This window comes from Mycolicibacterium obuense (genome assembly GCF_055397605.1).
In genome coordinates this window covers 5,521,835-5,545,324 of the sequence record NZ_AP043663.1, presented here as the reverse complement: position 1 = coordinate 5,545,324, position 23,490 = coordinate 5,521,835, and the positions used below count along the sequence as shown (strand labels likewise).

Here is a 23,490-nt window from a genome sequence, read left to right as displayed (position 1 = left end):
CAAGGTGCAATCCAGACTCGTCGAGGGCGACCGTTTGATCCCGAGTTATGACTTTGACCTGCACTTCTGCAACGAAGATTAACAATCTCTCGCGACACGCCTGCCCGAGTCTTGTCAAAGTACCCAGGCGTGTCCTGCCAATCTTCGATGCATTTCGACATCGGTAGGAGTAGTAGTGCGCATCAGTCAGTACGGGGGCAACTGGCGGCGTAGAACTAGCACCAGTGAGGTGGAACGCGGTTCTACCAATCCGAGTTTGCGCGCTCCCGATTCTGCACCCTGAGCTGGTCACACGAACGTGGCGGATGTGGCGCACGGTCTCGAGTACACGGGTGCATTTGCGGGTCGATTGGGGTCCAATGAGCGTTTTACTCTGTATACGTTGTATTGCTTTCCCGTAGTTCCCGGACGTTCCGCTCTAGAGTGCGGGCATCTTCGAGCATACGCAGCGGGATCGGCGCGCCACACCCCAGTGCGTCAACGAATTCGCGAATCGATGAGGGGAACGTTTGCATCCGCCAACCCCCTAACAGATCGGCAATGTCGCGTCGTTGCGCGTAAAACTCAGCGAGTCCTTCTAATAGTGCGAGTTCGCTGATCGTAAGCGGAACAGGCGGTTTGGTGTGGCCCCGTAGCGGAGCGAAAGGGTCCGCAGCCCGTATTCTCCAGTCCACCTGCACCGTCGCCAAACTCGACAACCCGTTATTGGGCACCACGACGAAAGGGAAAAAAGATGGGTTGGCCTCGACACCGAACGATAGGTGGTCGAGCAACAGTAAGGCGGTCGATACTAGCTGCTTGAACTTTGACTGTACGAAAGCCGACTCTGCATCGTCGTCGTAGTCGTCAACAGTCGCAAGGCCTTGCGCCAGTGTCGCGCCGAGATGATGGTTGGTTGCATCGAATAGGAAGCACGCACGTCCTGCCGGAAGGACGAAGTCGCATACTGACGGCGTTTCGCCGCGCTTCTCTGTCCACTCCTTCTGCATCTCGCCCTCCCGTACCACCCGCGTGATCTTGGCGCTGTAAGAAGCGATCTGATCTAAGGCGTCACCAACAATTCGCTCGAAGGCGTAATTCATTGCTTGGCTGAAGGATTCGGCGAGCGAGCCGGGCTCGGGAGCTCCCAGGCTGAAGAACGTCTGCCAGTACAGTTGTTCTCCGAAGAATCGGTCGATCATCCACTGATACCGCAGCACAAACAAACTGCCGTCGTCGCGGAGAAGAAATGGTCGCTCAGTGAAGACGTAGCGTTGATCGGCAACTGACCCCTGCCTGCGATCTCTCTTAAGGCGCCGGCGAAACGTCTGCGCATTCAATGCCATCTGCTGGAAGACGAACTCGACCGCTGCGGCAGTGGCGCCACCCTCGATCAAACCTTCTTTGGTGTACGCGTACTTACCGCTTAGAGTGCCTTCGGTGATGATGTGACCCACCACCATCACGTCGAGCAGCGGAACTGAATTTGCGATCGCCCACGTCGCTGCGGGAGCATCGCCGACTCGTGCGTCGCTTACTCGGTCAGGCCATGCCGTGAACCACAGGTCATACGTCGAAGCCAAGATTAGTTCAAGCTTGATTGGCGAGTTGCTCTGCAAGTTGGCGAGCTCTTGGACAACCATTTTACGATTCGCAGCTATCGACTCTTCCGGCGCTAGGGCTGCGGCATCCGCGAGGGCCTTCTCAACATCTGCCGGATCGGGATTTGCCAAAGCATCGAGAGGGTGCCCGGCGCCCAGTTGTTCAGTGGTGATCGACATTATTAGTTCGAGGATGACCGTTAACCCGATAGTGCGCGTCGCGGGTTCGGCAGGGTCTTGCTCAAGCACCTCACGCACGAGTTGGGTCATCGATCTGGGTGGAATCAGCCGATGCGTCTGTCCAACCATTGCCGTGAGTTGGGGCCCCCACGGTCCGGCTGCCTCGGCGAGCAATTCGCGCTCGAGTTGGCCCTCTGACCAGTCTGACGTGGTGGCGACGTCAATTCGAGACTGAATTGAAACCAGTTCCTGCAGAGTGGAATCCACGTCGAAAGTCGCCAGAAGCGCAGTCCGCGCCGAGCGGTCCATAGGTTCCAGATCGGCATGTCCAGAGATGACAGGGAATCTAGGTGGGTCGGGTTGTGACATCACAGGGCGGGTACTGGGCCGACGCAGCTGTCGAGCCTGTCCTTTCGACTTCTTGCGCGGCTTTCGGGTGCGCTTTGATCCTTGCCGATTCTTCTTCACAAGTAACTCGACCCCTTCCGGTCGCCCGCTCGAGCCACCGCTGTGTCCGAAAATTTCACAAGGCGATTCGCGACATATGGCACCGCCGGTGGCCCGACTTACGGCGAGCGCACTTGGCGCGGCGGCGATGTGACCTCGCTGCGACCCAAGTTTGGTTCCTCTAGTCTCAGACTCGGTTACCTCAATTTCGAGGCTAGCTAAGCTAATGCCCTCTGCCCGTCCATTCCCCTGTCGCCAGCCAAATTTCGTAGTGTAGGAGCCACTCGGCGGTCCAAGGCAATACCGTGGCCGAGAGGAGGAGGTCGGACCTCCACTGGCTCGGATAGTAGAGGCAGAGTTCATCGCCGGGGTATACGTGTGGCAGCTTCGGTTCCCCTTCGTATAAGTCCAGTGGCGGGTCGACCACAGTCACGCGGGGGTGATCTCCTGCTTGCTGCTTTATGCGGACTGTATAGACCCGGCTTGCCGTGGTTGGTTGAATTTCGATTCGGCAGTCCAGCACGCCGCGTCGCGCCGTACCAGCCGTGGGTGTTACGGCGCGCAGGGCGAGCAATTGGGTCTGCTGCACGAATAGGTGACATCTGAGTTGGCTTGCCCAGCGTGGGCAGGCTGGAAGGATGTCCCCATGGCAAGGCCCTACCCCCGCGAGTTTCGCGACGACGTCGTGCGGGTCGCGCGCAACCGCGACGACGGCGTGACGATCGAGCAGATCGCCACCGACTTCGGTGTGCACCCGATGACGCTGCACAAGTGGATGCGCCAGGCCGACATCGATGAGGGCAACAAGCCCGGCAGGAGCACCACCGAGTCCGCTGAGCTGCGCGAGGCACGGCGTCGGATCAAGCTGCTCGAGCAGGAGAACGAGGTGCTGCGCCGAGCCGCGGCCTATCTGTCACAGGCCAACCTTCCGGGAAAAGGCTCTACCCGCTCGTAAGTGAGCTCGCCGCCGACGGGATCCCCGTCGCGGTGACGTGCCGGGTACTCAAGCTCGCCCGCCAGCCCTACTATCGCTGGCTGGCCGAACCCATCACCGACGCCGAACTCGTCGAGGCCTACCGCGCCAACGCCCTGTTCGACGCCCACCGCGACGATCCGGAGTTCGGCTACCGCTACCTGGTCGAGGAGGCCCGCGACGCCGGCGAGACGATGGCCGAGCGCACCGCCTGGCGGATCTGCTCACACAATCGGCTGTGGAGCGTGTTCGGAAAGAAGCGCAGCAAGAGTGGAAGGCCGGGCCCACCGGTGCACGACGATCTGGTCGAACGCGACTTCACCGCCGGTGGCCCAAATCAGCTGTGGCTCAGCGATATCACCGAACATCGCACCGACGAAGGCAAGCTCTACCTCTGTGCCATCAAGGACGTGTTCTCCAACCGCATCGTCGGGTACTCGATCGACTCCCGGATGAAGTCCCGGCTGGCCACCACAGCGCTCAGTAGTGCGGTGGCTCGCCGCGGTGATGTTGCCGGTTGCATTCTGCACTCCGATCGTGGATCTCAATTCAGGTCAAGGAGATTCGTGCGCGCACTCGGCCGTTACGAGATGGTGGGATCGATGGGCCGCGTCGGCGCGGCCGGCGACAATGCGGCCATGGAGAGCTTCTTCGCCCTGCTCCAAAAGAACGTGCTCGATCGCCGCCGCTGGCGCACCCGAGAAGAGCTGCGGATCGCGATCGTCACCTGGATCGAACGCACCTACCATCGGCGCCGCCGACAGTCCGGTCTCGGGCGATTGACCCCGATTGAATTCGAAGCAATCATGACCACACCGGCCAGTCAGGCCGCGTGACCGAAACTGTCACCTGATCGTGCAGCAGACCCATTGGTGAGCGGCGTTAAGTACGCGTCGCTTATTCGCAACCATAGAACTGATGCTCGGGGAGGATTACGCCCGCGGAGCCCGTGCTGAGGAGGCCGCCTGTTCGCATCCGGAGTGTTCCTGTGGAGCGCTTGTCGGCGAGTTGCTCTCCAACTTTGACCGCCGCGCGCCGGCTGGGTTCGAGGCCGAAACTCTTTGCGAGACGTGCTGTGACTGTGGGTAGGCCGGCACCTCGCATGCTCGACAGGTCATCGAGGGTGTGGCAGAGGTCGGAGTGCCAGTCGAAGTACGCCCGCCTCCGCTCGGGGTAGTCGTTCCATTTGTCGGCGAAGTTCTCACCGTCAACCGCCGGGTTAAGGACGCACCACTTGCCGTCAACCTTGGTGATCTTCGAGTTCATGTCGGCGGCTGTGGCTGTAGTTGCCGTGAAGAGATCGGTCTGCCCGGAGTAGGCCCGCGAGGCGAGTGTGGTGATGAGGATGGATGGGGGGCGGAGGTCGGGGTCACTTTGGAAGTAGTACATGCAGTGCCACTTAAGAACCTGGACCAGTCGCTGAAGTGTGCTGCGGACTGCCCACTCGGGAACGTCGGCGACGTCAGCCTTTCGTGCCTGGGCTGCTTCAATCAGTCTGCGCTGCAATTCTTCTGAGCGGGTACGGAACCATCGGCCGTATCCGATGGGGTCACTGAACTGCCAGTGATGCAACTGCTTGTCGGTGAGAATGATCCCAGTTGGGGGATTGTCGGTGTCGGGTAACGCCGGCAGCACGTCGAGATGGAAGCCGAGTGCGGTGTAGAGCAGCGTCCAGCAACGGCGTCGAACCTCGATTTCGTCGGGACCGTCGTCATCGCCGCGCGCGTTCTTCCATGCGATGTACTCGCGCAGCAGCTGACCGACTTCAGCTTTAAGTTCGGCTTGGCTGACATCGTGTTTGGAGATCAGAAGGCGACACACGAGGTCGATGTCGTAGTCGAAGCCGCCCATCGGGCGGACTACGGTACCGAGGCGAAAGGAGCCCTGCGGATAGATCTCGGAGTCGTACCCGGCGTGCTCGGAGAGGTACTCGCCTACCTCTCGGTAGCGGTCGACAGCCACCTGCTGGAGGGCTGGGGAGATGTCGAGAGCCTCGACGCCGCCCCCGAGGAGCATCGACAACATTTCGTCCATCGTGTCCACGGTCATACCTCGCGAATCGGGTGACGAGGAATGTACGGAGAGGCCCTATGCTCAAGGAACTTCCGGTAGAACTCAGGTGCGCCGTCGCGACTGACGTGGCTCGCTAGTCCGATCAGGTAGTCGCTGTCGACTTTGTCGAGTTTGAGCGCACCGGTGGGAACGGCAGCGTCGATACGCAGAACGTTCTCCTTCCCAAGAAGATGTCGCGTCTGCTTTGTGACGCCGTCACTCTGCGCCCGCATCAGAACAGGTGCCGCGGCGGCTGCCCAGGCCAAACGCCCACCTCGGGTGAGCAGTCGGCTGCGCTTCGGCTTATCGGTCATCGTCCCGATGCTGCACACCTTGACGCTGTGGAGTGGCAGTCCGAGAGGTCCGACGGCTTCCGCCACCGCAACCATCGCGGGGTTGTTGGCAAGGATCCCGCCGTCGATGAGCCGGGCGCCTCGTAGCGACATCGCCGGAAAGTAGGTTGGCGCGGCGGTGGTGGCCAGTGCTACGTCGACTGCGCGCTCACGCCAGTCTCGTTTTAGGTGCGGCAGATGCGGCGTTCGGAAGAGGTATGTGTCGCTGGCGTCGAGGTTGTAGCTCGTGATGACGAGCCGTTTGGTGCTCTCGCCGAACGTGCGTTCGCCGAGCGCTTTCACGAGCGCCTCTTCGAGCGGCGAGGCGCTGTACTTCGAGCGAATCCAGTGCCGCGCACCCCGAACCCCACCGTGATCTCGAAAGATGTTGGGACCGTGGTCGATGTAGAAGTCGACAATCTCTCGTGGCGTCATCCCGAGGCCGAGTCCCATCGCGATGATGCCGCCGGTCGACGTGCCGGCGATCAGGTCGAAGTGATCGACCACGCGCGTGCCGTGGTCTTCCTCGAAATGCGCGAGGAGGGCGGCCGAGAACATCCCCCTGAGGCCACCGCCGTCCAGGGACAGGATCTGGAATGGGTTGTGCTCGGCGCCGTCGTCCGCACCTGGTGCGTGCATCGACGCTGCCTCCTCTTCCGCCTCGGGGATCGGTTCTGAATGCACTTTATATCACGACATCTATTTCCGACAGTACTTCCGCGCTTAAATGTGCGTACGATTCGGATCAACTCGACACGACCCGCGCCAAGAGATCAGCCACCGGTGCGGGTCCCGACACCAGGAGAGTTAGTTGGAGCTCTCGGCGTTCGTACCGGCCCGACTGAAGATCGCCCGCGAGCTGGTCGGTCTTAGCCAGGGACAACTTGCCGCTCGAATCGGACTCTCGGCGGCCGCCGTGAGCCAATTTGAGAGTGGAGCCGCCCGTCCGAGCGCGGAGAGTGCGACCGCTCTGAGCGAGGCTCTAGGTATCCCCCCTGGGTTCCTCCTCCAGCCAGTGAATGACACGCACGAAGGATTCTTCCGATCGTTACGAAGGACATCTGTCGCGGATAGACGTCGAGCTCGCGCGATCGCGTACGTCGCGCATGACCTCGCCCGAGGTGCCGCGAGGAATGGGATGTTCCCTTGCAGCGATGTTCCGACATTTCCGGTCGGCGGCCTCGACGCGACTAGGCCTGAGATCGAGGCGATCGCACGAAAGGTTCGGCAGCTGTGGCGAATACCGTCAGGGCCGGTCGCCGGGATGGTCGACGTTTTTGAGCGGCATGGGATCGTGGTGATACGCCTTCCTTTGGAAACCGCCGATGTTGATGCGTTTTCACTTCCTTTCGCGGACCATCCCGTTGTCGTGCTTGGAAGCGAGAAGAACGATCGAGCCAGGTCACGTTTCGACGCGGCACATGAGCTCGCACACTTAATCATTCACGGTAACCAGATCTGGGGCATCAAGGCGGTTGAAGATCAAGCACATCAGTTCGCAGCAGAGTTCTTAATGCCAGCGGATGAAATCTGTGATCAGTTACCGACGACTGTTGATTGGCCACGGCTTTTTGAGCTGAAGCAGTACTGGCAAGTATCGCTTGCAGCTCTCCTGATGCGAGCGCGCACTCTCGGACGGATGAACGAGCGCACCTATCTCACCGCGGTAAAGGCCGCTTCAGCCCGAGGATGGCGGCGTGTCGAGCCAGTACCGCTGGGGCGGCCAGAAGAACCTGCCTTACTCCTCCGCTTCCTCGAGTCAGACGTGAGCTGGCCGACTCGGAGCTCACTGCCAGCGGATTTGATTGACCGCATTCAATCGGCTGCACATGTAGCCTGAAGGCCGCGTTTCCCGGCGACCGACAAGGGTTGCGCCGCAATGATTGCCGCGGTAGGTCGACACGGTCTTGGTGGACAGGACACGCCCTGAATGTCACTTGGCATAACTCTTACACCGCACGGAAATAGACCGAGCACTCTCGCCGGTCCACTTCAGCCGCCCGTAGCGCAGCGACGAGGAAGTGACACGAACCTGAGACTGTACCCAGATGACACGAAGTGAGACTCCACGCATCGTCGCATGTCAGGGCGCCGTGATATGACACCTGAAGTGAGAACCTACAGGCACGCGGTTTGTCGATTCTCAAAATACGTGTCACTTTCTCAAACGGACTGTCATCCGTATGTCATTTTGGACATCGGAGTGAGATAAACGGACTTATCCCGCTGTGCCTGCTGCTGTTGCCTGCGGCGGATGATCGTCGAGGGTCCGGTCGGCGGTTGAAAGTGGCCGCCTTCTTCGTCGTTTCGTCGCGGGGCCCTACCGAGTTCAGTGAACGTTCTCGAAGTCCGGCATCTGATAGTTGCCGGCTTGGATCTCCTGCCCTGGCCCGTATAGGCGCAGAATCAGGTAGACGTCCTTCTCCGGAATAGGCAGGAAGTTGGGGTTGTCCTGGTTGTGGTCGACGTCGGCGCTCATCTCGATCGTGTAGGAGCCCTCGGAATCCGGTGTGAGTGTCCGGTCGCCACGGCTGTGACGGTTGATCGCATTGTGGGCCATGAGCCGGTCGTCGGTGCCGTACACGGTGAACGACCAGAACTCGCTGACGTCGGGGGGCTGGAATCGTGCGCGATATGTCCTGCCGTTCGAACCGTTGATGGGGTTTCCGTCTGAATCGGTCTCGACCTTCAGATAGATGGATTCGGCCGGCGGCAGTCCCCATTGGCCGATGTAGGTTCCCTCGGCGAACAGGTCGCGGGGATCGTCCTGCAGTTCGGCTCGGGTTCCGAGGAGTTGTGCGCTGTTGGTCATCTGCGGCGCGAGTGCGGCCAGGTGCGCCATCCCGAGCTGCTCGCCCCGGGCGGCGGCCGCGGCCTGTTCGTCAGTCAGGTCGGTCTGGCCCGGGTTCAGTCCGATGGCCCCATACCGCGCGAGCCAGTCGGCGTCGGCCTCGGCCATCGATCCGTCGGCCAGCACGAAGTTGACCCGCTGCACCCAGTTCGTGGATGCCGGATCCGGGAATCTGCGCGTGACCGGCGGCGGCCCCGCAACTTGGTTGAACGCCGAGAGTGTCTGCAGTGCCCATTGGTCTTGGTACGCCTGAGCGAGCGGGAGGTCGTCGCCGCCGGTTGTCATGATCCGTCCCATCACCTTGATGATGTTGGAATCCGAGCGCACCACCTCGTCGATCCCGTCGGGGACCGATCCGCTCCAGTGACCGGCGGCGAAAAGGAATCGTCCCCCTCTGGTCCCGCGCGTGCGCGACCCGATCATGGCGTTGGTGTAGTGCCCTAGGTCCATCGTGTGCAGGATCCAGTACCGGCCCTCATCGAAATCGGGCACGGTCACGACCACGGGCTGGGCGGCGACGTCGAACCATCCCTGCAGGTGCAAGGTGTCGTTGTTGATGGTGGGATGGTCGGTGTACGTGTCATCGGCGAGTTCGCGCAGCCGCTGAAACTCGTTGAGCGCGGTGCCCGGCTTGATGGTGGTCTCGTAGAGGAACTTGTAGGCCTCGTCTATTGAGTACCCGTAGAGGAATGCGGCCTTGGCGAGTTCATCGGACAGCGGCATACGGCAAGGCTATCGGGTGATACGACCGCAAACAGCCGAACGTGTCCCGCAGCGAAGGCCACCCGATAGTTGTTGGCGCCCTGCAGTTGTGTGCCGGTGGAGAACCGATGAGTCTAGGTTTCTCCTGGTCGGGTTGGCCGGGGCTCGACCAAAACAGCGCGGTCCCGCAGACGCCTAAATATGGTGGGGTGATGAGCCAGACGCCAGATCGGGACGGTCGGGACCATTCCACAGCTGCGCTGCAAGCCGGTGAACGTTGGCCGGGGGTAACCCGGCGTACGGCGATCAGCTCCCTGGCGGGGCTGGGGGTGGGCGGGGCGGCATCGGTGTCGCTGTTGGCGGCGTGTGACAGCGGTGGCGGGCAGGCGCCTGGGGCGGCCCCGTCGGCGCCTGCGGGGCCGCCGGGTCGTGAGCATCTACCGATGAACGATCCGCCATTCACCGGCAAGGTCGCAAAGACGTATCAGGATTCGGTCGAGGCGTGGCCGGAGCTGCCGAAACCGCCCGCCGGCGCGCCGAATGTGGTGATCGTGGTGCTTGACGACGTGGGGTTCGGCCAGACGGGCACCTTCGGTGGGCCGGTTCCCACCCCCGCGTTGGATAAGTTGGCGGCAAAAGGGTTGAAGTACAACCGGTTTCACACCACGGCAATCTGCGGCCCCTCACGAGCGGCGTTGCTGACCGGGCGTAATCATCACAACTGCGGGTCGGGGTTTCTGGCCGAGTGGGCGACCGGCTTCCCCAGCTACACCACGATGCTGCCGAAGTCGACTGCCACCATCGGCAAGATTCTGAAGGAGAACGGTTACAACACGGGATGGTTCGGCAAGAACCACAACACCCCGGATTGGGAATCGAGTGTGGTGGGTCCGTTCGACCGGTGGCCCACCGGGTTGGGGTTCGACTACTTCTACGGCTTCAATGCCGGTGAGACCAATCAGTACTACCCGGTGCTGTTCGAGAACACCGTGGCCGTGGAGCCAGACAAGTCGCCCGAAGAGGGCTATCACTTCATGACCGACATGACCGACAAGGCGATCGGTTGGATGCGCTACAGCAAGTCGGTCAACCCCGATAAGCCGGTGTTGATGTACTTCGCTCCGGGTGCGATGCACGCTCCGCATCTGGTGGCTCGGGAGTGGCGGCAGCGGTTCACCGGCCAGTTCGACCGCGGTTGGGATGTGGTGCGAGATGAGACATTCCAGCGGCAGCAGACGTTGGGGGTCATCCCGCCGGAGGCGGAGAACACGCCGCGTCCGGATTGGTGTCCGGCATGGGATTCGCTGAGTCCGGACGAGAAGCGGTTGTACGCGCGGTTCATGGAGAACTATGCCGGCTACATGGCGTTCGCCGATCAAGAGATCGGCCGGCTACTCGAGGCCGTCGACGCGCTGCCCGACGCCGACAACACGTTGATCCTTTACATCGTCGGGGACAACGGCGCCAGCTCCGAAGGCGGCGTCACGGGTACCGTCAACGAGATCATGGCGCTCAGCGGGATCGACGCGACGCTCGAGGACAACCTGGCGCTTATCGACGAGATCGGTGAGCCGGGAACTGAACCGCACTATCCGCTGGGTTGGGCGTGGGCGGGTAACGCGCCCTTCCAGTGGGTCAAGCAGGTGGCCAGCCATCTCGGGGGTTCTCGTAATCCGATGGTGGTGTCGTGGCCGGCGAAGATCAGCGAACACGGCGGTGTGCGTTCGCAGTTCACTCACCTGATCGATCTGGTGCCGACCATCCTGGAAGTGGTGGGCATCCCGGCGCCCAAGTCGGTCAACGGGATCGAACAGAAGCCGATGGACGGGGTGTCAATCGCGTCGACGTTCGGCAGCGCCGACGCCCGGCCGGTGCGGCAGCGTCAGTATTTCGAGATCTTCACCAACCGCGCGATCTATGACGACGGGTGGATCGCCTGCGCGCAACACACGCTTCCTTGGCGCCAGGATCTGGCACCGGGCCATTGGGAGAACGACCGCTGGGAGCTGTATCACCTCGATGAAGACTTCAGCGAGAACCACGACCTGGCCGGCCAGCACCCCGACAAGTTGGACCAGTTGAAGAAGTTGTTCGACGACGAGGCCGAGAAGTACGGGATCTATCCGTTCGACGACCGCGGGGCGGCCCGACTGGCGGTCCCGAAACCACCCCCGGGTGGCGGCGACCCCAACCGCCGAAACTTCACCTACTATCCGGGCGCGATTCGGCTGCCCGAAACCGCGTCACCGAACACCAAGAATCGCACGCACCGCATCACCGCCCACATCGTCGAACGCGGCGACGGCGTCCTGCTGGCCTCGGGCGGATCGTCGGCTGGATTCGTGCTGTACGTCCAGGACGGCAAACCGCACTACGAGTACAACTGGTTCGACCGCGAACGCACCACGCTGGCCGGGTCGGCACAGCTGCCGGAGCATGCGTCGACGGTGACGTTCGACTTCCTCTACGACGGCGGCGGCGGTGGTAAAGGCGGAGAAGCGATCCTGCGCGTCGACGGCGCCGAAGTGGACCGCAAACGCATCGAGCACACCGTGGCCGGGCGATTCGGCATCGATACCTTTGGTGTCGGGATGGATACCGGTGCACCGGTCAGCAAGGCCTACAAGCCGCCGTTCCCCTACACCGGCCGGATCGAGCGGATCGACATCGAGATCGGCGAACCCGGACTCGATCCCGCCGAAGAAGCCGAACTACACGCCCGCTTCACCGCCGCCAAGGAATACTAACCAGACAGGATCCGGATGTGACTGACATCGAGCTCGCCCCCCGCACGCACCTGTCCCGACGAAAGGCGTTGGGGGGCTTGGCTGCAGCGGGTGCGGCGGCCGCAGCGCTGCCTCCCCTGCTGTCCGCGTGTAACAACAACACCCCCTCCGACACCTCCACGTCGGGAACACCGCAGCAGCCCGCCGGTGAATGGCCGGATCGCACCACGCTGCCGATCGAGCCCTACCAGAAGGTCGGCAAGATCGACCGGACCGTGGCGGGATCGGATCCGATCGACTGGCCCAAGGAGATCGCGGCTCCCGAGGGGGCGCCGAACATTCTGCTGGTGATGACCGACGACGTCGGGTTCGGCGCCTCGGAGGTGTTCGGCGGCCCGATCCCGACCCCGACGTATGCGCGGCTGGCGCAACACGGCCTGCGGTACAACCGCTTTCACACCACCGCGCTGTGTTCACCGTCGCGGGCGGCGCTGCTGACCGGTCGTAACCATCATGTGGCGTCCACCGGGATCATCATGGAGTTCTCCACTCCGTTTCCCGGCTATCACAGCATCGTGTCCCGCAGTGTCGGCACTCTCGGCGAGGTGCTCACCGGAAACGGTTACGGGACAGCTTGGTTCGGCAAGAACCACAACGTGCCGGACTGGCTGACCACCCCGGCCGGGCCCTTCAACCTGTGGCCCTCGGGCCTGGGATTCGAATACTCCTACTGCTTCCTGGGCGCCGACGCGCACCAGTTCCGGCCGGCGGTCTACGAGAACAACCTGCCGGTCGATCCGTATCTGGGCCGCGAGGACACCTACCATCTGGACGCCGACCTCGCCGATCGGGCCATCCACTGGATCCGGATGCAGAAGGCCGTCAACCCGGACAAGCCTTTCCTGGCGTACTACACCCCGGGGACGGCGCATGCGCCGCATCACGCCCCGAAGGAGTGGATCGACAAGTTCAAGGGCAAGTTCGACCACGGCTGGGACCGGCAGCGGGAGATGACCTACGAGAAGCAAAGGGAACTCGGGGTCATCCCGCCGGATGCGGTGCTGAACCCGACGCCTGCGGACTACCGGCGCTGGGATTCCCTGTCGCCGGACATGAAGCGGGTGTGCGCCCGACAAATGGAATGCTACGCAGCGGCGTTGTCGCACTGCGACTTCCAGATCGGCAGGGTGGTGGACGCCCTGGCGGAGATGGGCGAGCTGGACAACACGATGATCGTGTACATCCAGGGCGATAACGGTTCCAGCGCCGAGGACCCGTCGGGTCGGGGAATGACCAGTGAGATCGTCACCCTAGGAAACGGCATCGACGACCGCGACGACTTCATGGTCGAGAACATCGACCAGTTCGGCGGCATGTGGTTCCAGAACCACTTCTCGCACGGCTGGGCCCATGCCATGAACTCGCCGTATCAGTGGGACAAGAAGATCGCCTCCCACCTGGGCGGCAGCCGCACCTCGATGGTGATCTCCTGGCCCAAGGGCATCAAGGAGCCCGGCGGGCTGCGTTCGCAGTTCACCCACATCACCGACATCGTGCCGACCATCCTGGAGGCCGCGCAGTTGCCGATGCCGAAGACCATCGACGGCATCGAACAGGTGGACCTAAACGGCACCAGCCTGGTCCCGACGTTCGACAATGCGGATGCGCCCGAGACGCACACCACGCAGTACTTCGAGGTTATCGCCAACCAGGGCATCTACCACGACGGCTGGATGGCCAACACCGCGCCCAAGCGGCTGCCCTGGCAGGGGCGCGGTCCGACCAATCCGGACCCGTTCGAGGAATACGAGTGGCAGCTCTACCACCTCGACGAGGATTTCAGCCAATCGAAGAACGTCGCCAAGGACAATCCCGACAAGCTCGAGGAGATGCGCCAGCTGTTCCTGCGCGAAGCGGAGAAGAACAAGGTCTTCCCGCTCGACGACCGCTACCTGGAGCGGTTGAGTCCAGAGAATCGGCCGCAGCACAACGCCGGCCGTACCATCTACACGTACTTCGACGGCGTCACCCGGATCACCGAGGGCATGGCACCGAACATGAAGAACACCTCGTATTCGGTCACCGCAACCGTCACCGTCCCACCCGCCGGGGCTGAAGGCATCTTGATGACGCAGGGCGGCTGGTTCGGCGGCAACGCGCTGTATCTTCTGGAGGGCAAGCCGGTATTCGCTGTTGCCGCTTCGCATTACCCCGAACACAAGTTCCGGGTCGAAGCGCCGAGCGCCCTGGCCCCCGGTAAGTACGACGTTCGGGTGGACTTCGCCTACGACGGCGGTGATCCCGGCAGCGGCGGGACGGCGACATTGTTCGTCGACAACGCCCAAGTGGCCCAGGGACGCATCGACCGCACCGTCCCGGTTCGAGTGTCCGCCGACGAAACCTTCGACGTCGGCGAAGACAGCGGCACACCGCTGAACCGGGACTATGACGTACCGTTCCGGTTCACCGGTGAACTGCACAAGCTCGTCGTCGAACTCAAACCCACCAAGCCGTGAGGCGGCTCGACTTCTACCGAGATGGGTCGAGGAGGATCCTGGCCTCGTGCGGGTTGTTGCTCAGGCGCTCAAAGGCGTCTGCGACGCCGTCGAGACCGACGGTGCCGGTGAGTAGTGGAGTGACGTCGAAATCCCCGGCGGACAGGTGGGCGAATGTGGCGGCGAACTCTTCGGCGGAGTAGAACAGCGAAAACCGGATGTCGAGCTCTTTGAGGTCAAGCCCGCAGCGCCGACGCACTCGAACGCCACTGTCGGCCGCAGCGGCAACTGGCCGAGCACCGTGCTCGGTGGCGCCATGAGCGGGGGATCTTCGGTGGCCGCGGCCGCCGTGAAAGCCTCGAACGGCGAGTCCTCGCCTGGATCGACGACGATTCGTGATTGGCCCGGCACGTCACGTTGTGACCCCACCGGTGTCATGTGACAGAACTATGGCTGACTTGGCCTGATCGGTGTGAACGATCTCGGTCGCCGGCTAGGCCGGTCACGGGGCGCCGCTGGAGGAAATGACACGAATTTGAGACGAAGCCCCGATGACACGACGTGAGATGACCGGAGACACCGCAGTTCAGAGGATCGGGGTGTGACACGCGAAATGAGAAGCTACAGCACGCCTCTCCCGATGCCTGCCGCTTTGGCGAGAGCAGCACTAGCAGTGGCCACCAACGATGTTGTTGCGTTGCCGATCTATCCACGCGCCAAGGACATTAAGCATGGCCTGACCCGTTTCAAAGGTACCGTCGGTGGGTCTCGCCGCAAGTGAGACGCCGAAGCTGCCGGTGCTGTTGGTGACAAGTGCGAGTTGGCGAACCAAGTATCCGCCGTCGGTTTCTGGTCCCCAGCCCCCCTTGGCTGCGACGTCTGCGAACGATGCCAAGCCCCATTGCTGGCTGCCACCAAGGTTTCGCATCTGGTCAACGACGGGCTGGGCGCCCGCTACGCATGGCAGTCCGAAGGCGAAGATGGCAGCTTGATCATTGGACCACTCCGTCTGCCCGTAGGGACTGTAGGGGGGACGGACTTGTTGAGATTCAACGATGACTGCGGTGTTGCCGCCCTCACTTAAGACCGACTCCACAGCCGACGCAGCCGTCTGCGGGTCGCCAAGAAGCCCCCATAACTGTTCGGCCGCGGCGTTGTCGGATTGCGAGATGGTCTGCTGCATGGCAGCTTCTGCCGCGAGCCCATCGGCAGCTAGGCCAGCTATCGACAGCGGCACCTTGATGGTCGACCAGGCGGCACCGCTGGTCCACGGACCGTACGAATTGACCTGAAGGCCGTTGAACATCGCGACGCCGACCTCCCCGGCCGGCAACGTGTTAGCCAGTACATCAAAGCTCGCGGCAAGGTTGTCAATGGCCAACGGCGCGGGCGTCGAACTGAGATCCGGCACAGGCGCCGCGGGCGTGACGATGGTGACGGATACCGAAGATGACGGCTCGGGGGAAGTGGCCGGTGTTTGTGCGTTCCTGCCGGGTGCGTCGCTGGAGCTCGATGAGCACCCCGCGAGAGCTGTTGCAACGCAGGCTATGACGAGAACACGGCGTCTAGTAGATGTGAACGACAGCATTCACTCCGCCACGGCAGGTCACCCAGTCGGCGACACCGAACGCGCTACATTCCAGAACAAATAGATTGCCTTTGCAACGAGTTGACTGTTGATTGCAGGGGACGCCTCCGGCGGCGTAGAGCGTGCGCGGTGATGCGTTCGGACCGCCGGCGTCCCAATACGCACTCAGGACGTTATCGACGAATTGGCAGCTCGTCTCGGTGCTTCCGCGCACTGCCCGGCTTGCTTGGTCAAGGTTGCCAAGCACTTCGAAACCGTCGTCGCAGCGTTGCCCCAGCCCGTCGACGCCTCTTACGGCTGGCGGCGGGGATACTGGTCGAGTTGGCGGCTGCGGGGCGAGCGTGGAAGGCCGCTGCCCTGCAGGGCGCGAAGGCCTGTCGGGTGTTGGTAGCCGAGTGAGGGACGGGCCTTGCGCGGAGGTACCGGTATCGCCTCCGTCAGATTGCCTAACTAGCAGCCCGATGGCGATGCCGCCCGCTGCGAGGAACAGTGCTACACACACCGCTATCGCGATCAGCATTGTTTTGGGCATACCTTCGCGATCACGGGCCGCGGCGGCGGGCAGGGGATCTGCTGCGGGTGGCGGTGGCGGAGCGGGCCGAGTGTGCTGCGCGGTCGGGCTGTTTACGTGGGCCGCGGCCATGGTGACATTTCGGTCAGTGACCGTTGGGGCGGACAGTGCACGTTGCGCGGCGCGGGCCAATGCACCCGCGCTCCCGTAACGGTCGTCAGGCTCCTTGGCCATGCCGCGTTCAATGACGCCGTCAAGTGGTGGCTGAACGTGGGGATTGGCCAAGCTCGGCCGTGGTGGTGGGGTGTGCAGATGCGCGTTGATGACCTGTTGCATGCTGTCGATGGCGAATGGTCTTGCGCCGGTGAGGGCTTCGTAGAGGACGCAGGCTAACGCATAGATGTCGACGGCCTTTGTGGTGGGGTCGCCGCTGAGGCGTTCGGGCGCCATGTAGGCCCAAGAGCCGATGGTCATACCGGCTTCAGTGAGACGGGCGTCGCCGACCTTCTCAGCGATGCCGAAGTCGAGAAGATGGGCGAAGTCGTCACCGGAGACGACGATATTCTCCGGCTTGACGTCGCGGTGGATCAGACCTTCTGCATGCGCAGCGTCTAGGGCGGCGGCTATCTGGGCGATGATGTGAACTGCGCGGCCGGGTTCGAGTGGTCCGCGCTCGGTCAACCTTCGAAGGTCGTTGCCCCGAACGAGCCGCATGTCGATAAACAGCTTGCCGTCGATCTCGCCCCAGTCGTGGATGGGGACGACATGCGGTTCTTGCAGACCGGCGGCTGCATTGGCCTCGCGGGTGAAGCGGCTGCGGTAGTTGGGGTCCTGGGCGTACTGGTGGAGCAAGATTTTCAGCGCAACGACGCGCCCCTTCTCGGTGTCACGCGCCTCGTAGACCTCGCCCATGCCCCCACGCCCGAGCAGCGTCATGAGCTCGTACTTACCGAAACGCCTGCCGGCTCGTGACCGGCCAGACGACGCCACCATTCTCAACACCCCCTTGGTGCGCTTTCCCCCGTTTGCCAGTGAACCACAGGCCGTCACTCGAAAGGTCTGCTCAGAGGAAAGTCAGTATTGCTGCTGACAGGCCTGCTCTGAGCCTCCGAGGCCAGCACGGAAAGCCTCAATGCGCGTGAAACCGGCAGGCACGGTCAGCCCTTCAACAGTTGCGGCAGCTAGGCCGTTTGTGAGCAGCCCTACCTCTTTGACATTCGATGTACTGCGCGGCGACACAGTATTCGGTAGCAGATAACCGAGGCGCGGCAATGTGATCGCTCAGTCGGCAGATCACTTCAGCCGGCCATGCGGAGTCAGGTGAAACACTCCTACGGTCCAGAGGCGATTGCGGGTTCTGTATAGACGTCTCCCTCGGTATAGATAATGAGCCCGCTGCGACTAATGTCGTATCGAGTGCCGTTGTTGATTACCGAGAACCCGGTTGCAGTCGGCACGACCCCAGGCAGGTCGATTCGCGCGTTGTCTTTAAGTCGCAGGCCTTTATAGGTGTAAATATTCGAGCCCTCATCACAAACAACGACTGCCGATTGAGACGTCTGAAGCGTCAGCGCTACGGCGTAAGGACAGAACATCCCCGCGTAGCTACCGGGAGTCGCCGGGAGCGCTGGCCGTGCCGGTGGCTGCCAAGTGGTTTGTGTCGATTGTGGCTCTCCGGAAGGCAGCGCGGGGCGACCTGGTGTTGGTAGCCGAGTGAGGGACGGGCCTTGCGCGGAGGTACCGGTATCGCCTCCGTCAGATTGCCTAACTAGCAGCCCGATGGCGATGCCGCCCGCTGCGAGGAACAGTGCTACACACACCGCTATCGCGATCAGCATTGTTTTGGGCATACCTTCGCGATCACGGGCCGCGGCGGCGGGCAGGGGATCTGCTGCGGGTGGCGGTGGCGGAGCGGGCCGAGTGTGCTGCGCGGTCGGGCTGTTTACGTGGGCCGCGGCCATGGTGACATTTCGGTCAGTGACCGTTGGGGCGGACAGTGCACGTTGCGCGGCGCGGGCCAATGCACCCGCGCTCCCGTAACGGTCGTCAGGCTCCTTGGCCATGCCGCGTTCAATGACGCCGTCAAGTGGTGGCTGAACGTGGGGATTGGCCAAGCTCGGCCGTGGTGGTGGGGTGTGCAGATGCGCGTTGATGACCTGTTGCATGCTGTCGATGGCGAATGGTCTTGCGCCGGTGAGGGCTTCGTAGAGGACGCAGGCTAACGCATAGATGTCGACGGCCTTTGTGGTGGGGTCGCCGCTGAGGCGTTCGGGCGCCATGTAGGCCCAAGAGCCGATGGTCATACCGGCTTCAGTGAGACGGGCGTCGCCGACCTTCTCAGCGATGCCGAAGTCGAGAAGATGGGCGAAGTCGTCACCGGAGACGACGATATTCTCCGGCTTGACGTCGCGGTGGATCAGACCTTCTGCATGCGCAGCGTCTAGGGCGGCGGCTATCTGGGCGATGATGTGAACTGCGCGGCCGGGTTCGAGTGGTCCGCGCTCGGTCAACCTTCGAAGGTCGTTGCCCCGAACGAGCCGCATGTCGATAAACAGCTTGCCGTCGATCTCGCCCCAGTCGTGGATGGGGACGACATGCGGTTCTTGCAGACCGGCGGCTGCATTGGCCTCGCGGGTGAAGCGGCTGCGGTAGTTGGGGTCCTGGGCGTACTGGTGGAGCAAGATTTTCAGCGCAACGACGCGCCCCTTCTCGGTGTCACGCGCCTCGTAGACCTCGCCCATGCCCCCACGCCCGAGCAGCGTCATGAGCTCGTACTTACCGAAACGCGTGCCGGCTGTCAGCCCGCCGAAAGACGACTCCACCCCGATACCCCCTCGGTGCACTCACGGGTTTGCTAGTGAATCACAATTTCCCCGGTTACCGACCAAGACACCTGCTTTATTACGAGTCAGTATTGCTGGTGACAGGCCTGCTCTGAGCCTCCGAGCCCAGCACGGAAAGCCTCAATGCGCGTGAAACCGGCAGGCACGGTCAGCCCTTCAACAGTTGCGGCAGCTAGGCCGTTTGTGAGCAGCCCGCCGACGGCTTCATCCATGTCGCCGGCGGCGAGCTGCAAGCTGTTCCCGCTGGGGAGCTCAATCGGCTCGGCCATCGCGGCTTGCCCCACTCCTGTCAGGCAGGCAGTCAGCAGCGCGGTGCTGGGCTCATCGAGGGGCTCACCCCGTGCGTGCTGAAGGGACAGCGCGTAACGTGAGGTCACGATCGACAGACCACTGTTGTCGCCTTGTGGCAGAGAGTAATCCGAAGTCCCAGCGGGCACGGACATGGCCTGTAGCCCGGGTAGGTCGACCACGACGGTATTGGTGCTGGGGCAATACGACGCCGGGGGACTGGCTGCCCCTTCAGGGCATGATTGGCCGTCAAAGGACAGCCCGGGAGGACTCTGCGGTGCATAGATCTGATCGAGGAGTTCCATGAGCGTCGATAGCGTGGACTCGTCGAGGGGCAGCTCGCCAGTTTGCATCTGGCCGGAGAGGTCCTGCTGCAGCAGGATGGGTAGATCACCGCGCTGCTGTTCGATCGATGCGAGGTCGATGCCGGTACAGGAGGCAGTGCCGTCAACGAAACCTTGCTGGAATGCGCGCGTGCGGTCCAGAGCAGTGCCGTGGCCTTCCTCCACCATGTCGGCTTCTTGTTCTGACCACACCGGGTCAGCCAGGCTAATTGCTCCGGCTAAGACCTTGTTGAGGCCGTCTCCAGTGCTGAGGGTGAAGCGCGGGGAGTGTCCTTCGGCGACCCAGCGGCTGTAGGCGCCGGCAAAGCAGTCCGCCTGCTGCTCTCGGACGATGGTTTCAGTGAGTGAGTCCACGATGCCGGCTTCGTGTTGCACGCCGTGGCCGTATTCGTGCGCGATCAGCGCGGCAACCGACGTGTCTCCGAAATACTGCCGCCCCGTCGGCACGAGGAATCCGCGGTCCCAGGCAATGAGGTCTTTGTCGGAGAACAAAGGAGAACACCACATCGCGTTAGGCATATCGTACGTTTCGGTGCCACAAACTTCAGGACTGGACAGGTCTAGAGAATCGTAGGAGACGAGTTCGTCAACAGGCTCGAATCCTGCGCCGAAAGTCGCGGGATATGCTTGCTGCCAAAACATCTCGACGTCATCGACTGCCGCAAGTGCCAATGCGTCAACTGGCCCGCCGTCGCTGTTCCCGGCTTCGCGGCGTGGCGGTGGAGCGTCGTCACGTAGACCGCTGGGGCCCTCGACTACCGGCAGACCTCCCACGCGGTATTCCACCTGTTCCATCGCCGGACCGGCCGGGGTGTCTGGTCCTGAAGAGCAGGCCGTGAGCATCGCTGTGGCGAGGGTGACAGCGGACAAAAAACGTCCCATGTTGTGCAAGGCACCCCCGTTCTCAACGCTCGATCGGAAATAGACGGTCAGCACGGAATCCTGAAACTGGGATCGGTGGTGTAGTCCAGCCACTTGCCGTACGCATCGCCACCGGAAGAACGCACGGCGGCGCACACCTCGGCTTGGGTGTCACCCGCCGGGCGATAGACGGCATAAATGGGGTTGCCCTCGTCAGTTGCCGCGCGCAGCGAGGGGCAGGCCTGATCGGTGCGCAGATAAGAGGCGCCGGGGTGTGCGGCCAGAAGGCGCTGTACTCCAGCGGCGTAGTGCCCCGGCGTAGTGACCGACCCGAGGACGACAATTCCCTGGCCATTGCAGCTCGGCTTGCTCATCGGTTGACCGAGCCCGAGATCGCCCGCTGGTGCGGACGGGGCTCTGGGCGCGGGCGCAGGTGCGCGGGGTGGCGTGGGTGCCATATGTGGTGGTCCACCGGGTTGAGTCACCGTAACCGGAGGTGCAGTGCGCGTGATCGTGCGTGGAGGGGCGACTGTCTCCGACCACGCTGGACGAGTCAAAGTAGGCGTCGGTGCAGCACCAGGAGATGCCGCAGGTGATTGTCCGAGTTTCGCACCAACGAAAGCGATCATGCCGACAGCTAGTAACGCCACGGCGACACCAACGGCCATCAGCGCCGTGCGGTTGTTCCCTCGCGCACGCTCTGGTGGTGTTGACGAAGCAACACGCTGCTGCGTGGCAGCGATAGCAGCAGTAGTAGGACGCGGCGCCAGTTGTGTGGGGTCGTTCGGACCCACCGCATAGGCGGTGCCGCCCACAACGTGAGCGGTGTCGCGGGCAGTGAGAGCCGCGGCGAACTCGCGGCAGGTGTGAAATCGATGGTGCGGCTCCTTGGCCATCGCTGTCGCGAGCGCCGAGTCCATCTGTCCGAGATCGTCACGCAGTTTGGATAGGGTCGGCGGCGGTGAGCTGAGGTGGTTGCCGATGACTACGGCGGGATTGGAGTTCCCGAAGGGCACTGTGCCGGTAAGAAGATGAAAAGCGGTCGCAGCCAGGGAATATTGATCGGCACGACCGTCAAGGAAGCTACCGGTGAGCTGTTCGGGTGCCGCGTAGGCCACCGACCCAACTGTCATATTGGTCGCGGTCAGACCGTTGCTGTCGTCGACGCCGCGAGCGATCCCGAAGTCCGCGAGGACGATGCGGCGCTCGCCCTTCTGTGGATCGCTGAGCAGGATGTTTGCCGGCTTAACGTCGCGATGGAGCAGAAAGCGTTCATGCGCGTAATCGAGGGCATCAGCAATGGCGGCGACAACGTCGAGGACATCCTTCGGCGGCATTCCGTGCGGATAGCGTTCGCGCACCAATCTGGCTGCGTCGGTGCCTTTGACGTAGTCCATCGTGATCCACAACTGGCCGTCATGCTCACCGCGATCGTGAATAGCGACGGTGTGCGGATGCCACAGCGACGCGGCGATGTCAGCTTCACGGGCGAACCGTTGGCGGTAGTCCGGGTCGGCGCTTATGTTCGCCGGGAGAATCTTCAGCGCCTCCTGGCGGGGCAGCCGGGGGTGCTGCACAAGATAGACCTCGCCCATCCCCCCGCTGCCCAATAAGCGCTGAATTGTGTATCCGGCAAAGACCGCCCCTTCAGCAATGGGCATGCGCGAATCTTAACCAGCACCATCGACAAAAATGGCGCTATCTGCCTGTTAGGCGATCAGCGAGAGCAGCAGCCTACCTCGATTCGCGAACTCACCACTGATTCGTTGGATTGGAGCTGCACCGGTAGACCACGAGGGATGGTTCCAGCACCTGCCGCTATCCGGTAGAAGTCGCACCGTAACCGCATTGGCCTCCGTATCGTGACGGGCATGCGTGCACGGGGGGCGGCCAAGTCCGGTGGTGTGTTTGACAATCCGTTCAACCGGCGACAGCTGCTGGCTCTCGCCGGGACGGCCGGTCTAGCCACCGCGCTAAGTGCTTGCTCGCAACCGCCCGAGATGGCGAACTCCGCCACACCAGAAAACCCTCCCGCCCCGCCGTCAGCCCCACAGACCACCATCGCTCAGGCAGCGCCACCGGAGCCACCGCCGCCGATAGAGCAGGCGGTGCCGTCGTCGACAGTCGTACCGCGCATGATTTCTCGAGACGGTTGGGGTGCTCAGCCGGCTCGACCCGGTGGCATTCCGCACACCCCCACGCGCATGACTGTTCATCACACGGGAGTGGTGCTCGGTGATAACCGCAACGCCCCCGCCCGATTACGTCAACATCAGCAGCTGCACCAAAACCAACGTGGGTGGATCGACATCGCCTACCACGTCGGCGTTGACCGCAACGGCAACATCTACCAACTACGCGACCCGTCGATTAAGGGCGACACCGCCACGGAATACGACACCACGGGCCACTTCCTGGTCCTCTGCGAAGGCAACTTCGAGGAAGAGGTCGTCACCGAAGAACAGCTACAGGGCGCTGCGATGGCGTTCGCCTGGGCCCGATCCGAATTTCCCATTGGCTTGCCCGAGGTCGAAGGACATCAGGATTACGCCGCCACCGCGTGTCCTGGTGCCGACCTGTATGCCCACGTCGAGTCGGGAGATCTCACTCGCCGTGTGGATGCATTACTCGCCGCTGGACCGTTCAGCTTGCCGTTGATCAGCGGCCCCCAAGCCGCGCAGCTTGTGGCCGCAATAGAGGCCGGGCAATAGGACGCA

Annotated in this window: 16 protein-coding genes and 1 pseudogene; 6 read left to right on the top strand and 11 right to left on the bottom strand. The window is 62.6% G+C overall.

The window, feature by feature from the left end; translation table 11 throughout:
• Positions 1–368: 368 nt before the first annotated feature.
• Together ACZ50N_RS26885 and ACZ50N_RS26880 are read right to left on the bottom strand one after the other, a co-directional pair.
• On the bottom strand, positions 369–2,027 hold the full coding sequence (locus ACZ50N_RS26885; protein WP_464474230.1) for a hypothetical protein: 1,659 nt from the start codon (positions 2,025–2,027) through the stop codon (positions 369–371).
• Positions 2,028–2,430: 403 nt separating this feature from the next.
• Positions 2,431–2,796 (bottom strand): type II CBASS E2 protein, encoded by a 366-nt coding sequence (locus tag ACZ50N_RS26880; protein WP_464474229.1) that lies wholly within the window; start codon positions 2,794–2,796, stop codon positions 2,431–2,433.
• Between the two features lie 57 nt (positions 2,797–2,853).
• Here ACZ50N_RS26880 and ACZ50N_RS26875 point away from each other — a divergent pair.
• Positions 2,854–4,016 (top strand): IS3 family transposase gene (locus ACZ50N_RS26875; RefSeq protein WP_110802607.1). Its coding sequence is split into 2 segments (ribosomal slippage): positions 2,854–3,138 and positions 3,141–4,016, totalling 1,161 coding nucleotides; the frame shifts between segments, so codons are not numbered across the junction.
• 61 nt (positions 4,017–4,077) lie between these two features.
• Here the strand turns inward: ACZ50N_RS26875 and ACZ50N_RS26870 are convergent.
• Both ACZ50N_RS26870 and ACZ50N_RS26865 read right to left on the bottom strand, forming a co-directional pair.
• Entirely contained in the window at positions 4,078–5,214 is a 1,137-nt protein-coding gene (locus ACZ50N_RS26870) for a nucleotidyltransferase domain-containing protein (RefSeq protein ID WP_464475734.1), read from the bottom strand.
• Between the two features lie 11 nt (positions 5,215–5,225).
• Positions 5,226–6,203 carry a CBASS cGAMP-activated phospholipase gene (locus tag ACZ50N_RS26865; protein ID WP_464474228.1) on the bottom strand — a complete coding sequence of 326 codons (978 nt, stop codon included), beginning with the start codon at positions 6,201–6,203 and terminating at the stop codon, positions 5,226–5,228.
• Between the two features lie 172 nt (positions 6,204–6,375).
• Between ACZ50N_RS26865 and ACZ50N_RS26860 the strand changes: the two are divergent.
• Positions 6,376–6,558: pseudogene (locus tag ACZ50N_RS26860) on the top strand (helix-turn-helix domain-containing protein); the annotation flags it as partial.
• Positions 6,559–6,828: 270 nt separating this feature from the next.
• Positions 6,829–7,404 (top strand): ImmA/IrrE family metallo-endopeptidase, encoded by a 576-nt coding sequence (locus ACZ50N_RS26855; RefSeq protein ID WP_464475733.1) that lies wholly within the window; start codon positions 6,829–6,831, stop codon positions 7,402–7,404.
• A 489-nt stretch (positions 7,405–7,893) separates the two neighbouring features.
• On the opposite strand, the gene ACZ50N_RS26850 is transcribed toward ACZ50N_RS26855, so the two are convergent.
• Positions 7,894–9,138 carry a DUF1254 domain-containing protein gene (locus tag ACZ50N_RS26850; RefSeq protein ID WP_464474227.1) on the bottom strand — a complete coding sequence of 415 codons (1,245 nt, stop codon included), beginning with the start codon at positions 9,136–9,138 and terminating at the stop codon, positions 7,894–7,896.
• A gap of 107 nt (positions 9,139–9,245) precedes the next feature.
• Here ACZ50N_RS26850 and ACZ50N_RS26845 point away from each other — a divergent pair, with 107 nt between their 5' ends.
• Both ACZ50N_RS26845 and ACZ50N_RS26840 read left to right on the top strand, forming a co-directional pair.
• A complete protein-coding gene (locus ACZ50N_RS26845) occupies positions 9,246–11,864 on the top strand; it encodes an arylsulfatase (RefSeq protein ID WP_464474226.1) in 2,619 nt (872 codons plus the stop codon).
• A gap of 17 nt (positions 11,865–11,881) precedes the next feature.
• Positions 11,882–14,359, top strand: coding sequence for an arylsulfatase (locus ACZ50N_RS26840; RefSeq protein ID WP_464474225.1), 2,478 nt, complete (start codon positions 11,882–11,884; stop codon positions 14,357–14,359).
• 13 nt (positions 14,360–14,372) lie between these two features.
• On the opposite strand, the gene ACZ50N_RS26835 is transcribed toward ACZ50N_RS26840, so the two are convergent.
• The 6 genes from ACZ50N_RS26835 to ACZ50N_RS26810 all read right to left on the bottom strand — a co-directional run bounded on the left by ACZ50N_RS26835 (position 14,373) and on the right by ACZ50N_RS26810 (position 22,434).
• Positions 14,373–14,597, bottom strand: a complete 225-nt coding sequence (locus ACZ50N_RS26835) for a hypothetical protein (protein WP_464474224.1) — start codon at positions 14,595–14,597, stop codon at positions 14,373–14,375.
• 408 nt (positions 14,598–15,005) lie between these two features.
• On the bottom strand, positions 15,006–15,749 hold the full coding sequence (locus ACZ50N_RS26830) for a hypothetical protein (protein WP_464474223.1): 744 nt from the start codon (positions 15,747–15,749) through the stop codon (positions 15,006–15,008).
• Positions 15,750–15,903: 154 nt separating this feature from the next.
• On the bottom strand, positions 15,904–17,373 hold the full coding sequence (locus ACZ50N_RS26825; protein WP_464474222.1) for a serine/threonine-protein kinase: 1,470 nt from the start codon (positions 17,371–17,373) through the stop codon (positions 15,904–15,906).
• Between the two features lie 395 nt (positions 17,374–17,768).
• Entirely contained in the window at positions 17,769–19,202 is a 1,434-nt protein-coding gene (locus ACZ50N_RS26820; protein ID WP_464474221.1) for a serine/threonine-protein kinase, read from the bottom strand.
• Positions 19,203–19,345: 143 nt separating this feature from the next.
• A complete protein-coding gene (locus tag ACZ50N_RS26815) occupies positions 19,346–20,794 on the bottom strand; it encodes a neutral zinc metallopeptidase (RefSeq protein ID WP_464475732.1) in 1,449 nt (482 codons plus the stop codon).
• A gap of 47 nt (positions 20,795–20,841) precedes the next feature.
• A complete protein-coding gene (locus ACZ50N_RS26810; protein ID WP_464474220.1) occupies positions 20,842–22,434 on the bottom strand; it encodes a serine/threonine-protein kinase in 1,593 nt (530 codons plus the stop codon).
• Positions 22,435–22,977: 543 nt separating this feature from the next.
• Here ACZ50N_RS26810 and ACZ50N_RS26805 point away from each other — a divergent pair.
• Positions 22,978–23,484 carry a peptidoglycan recognition protein family protein gene (locus ACZ50N_RS26805; RefSeq protein WP_133412687.1) on the top strand — a complete coding sequence of 169 codons (507 nt, stop codon included), beginning with the start codon at positions 22,978–22,980 and terminating at the stop codon, positions 23,482–23,484.
• Positions 23,485–23,490 lie beyond the last annotated feature (6 nt).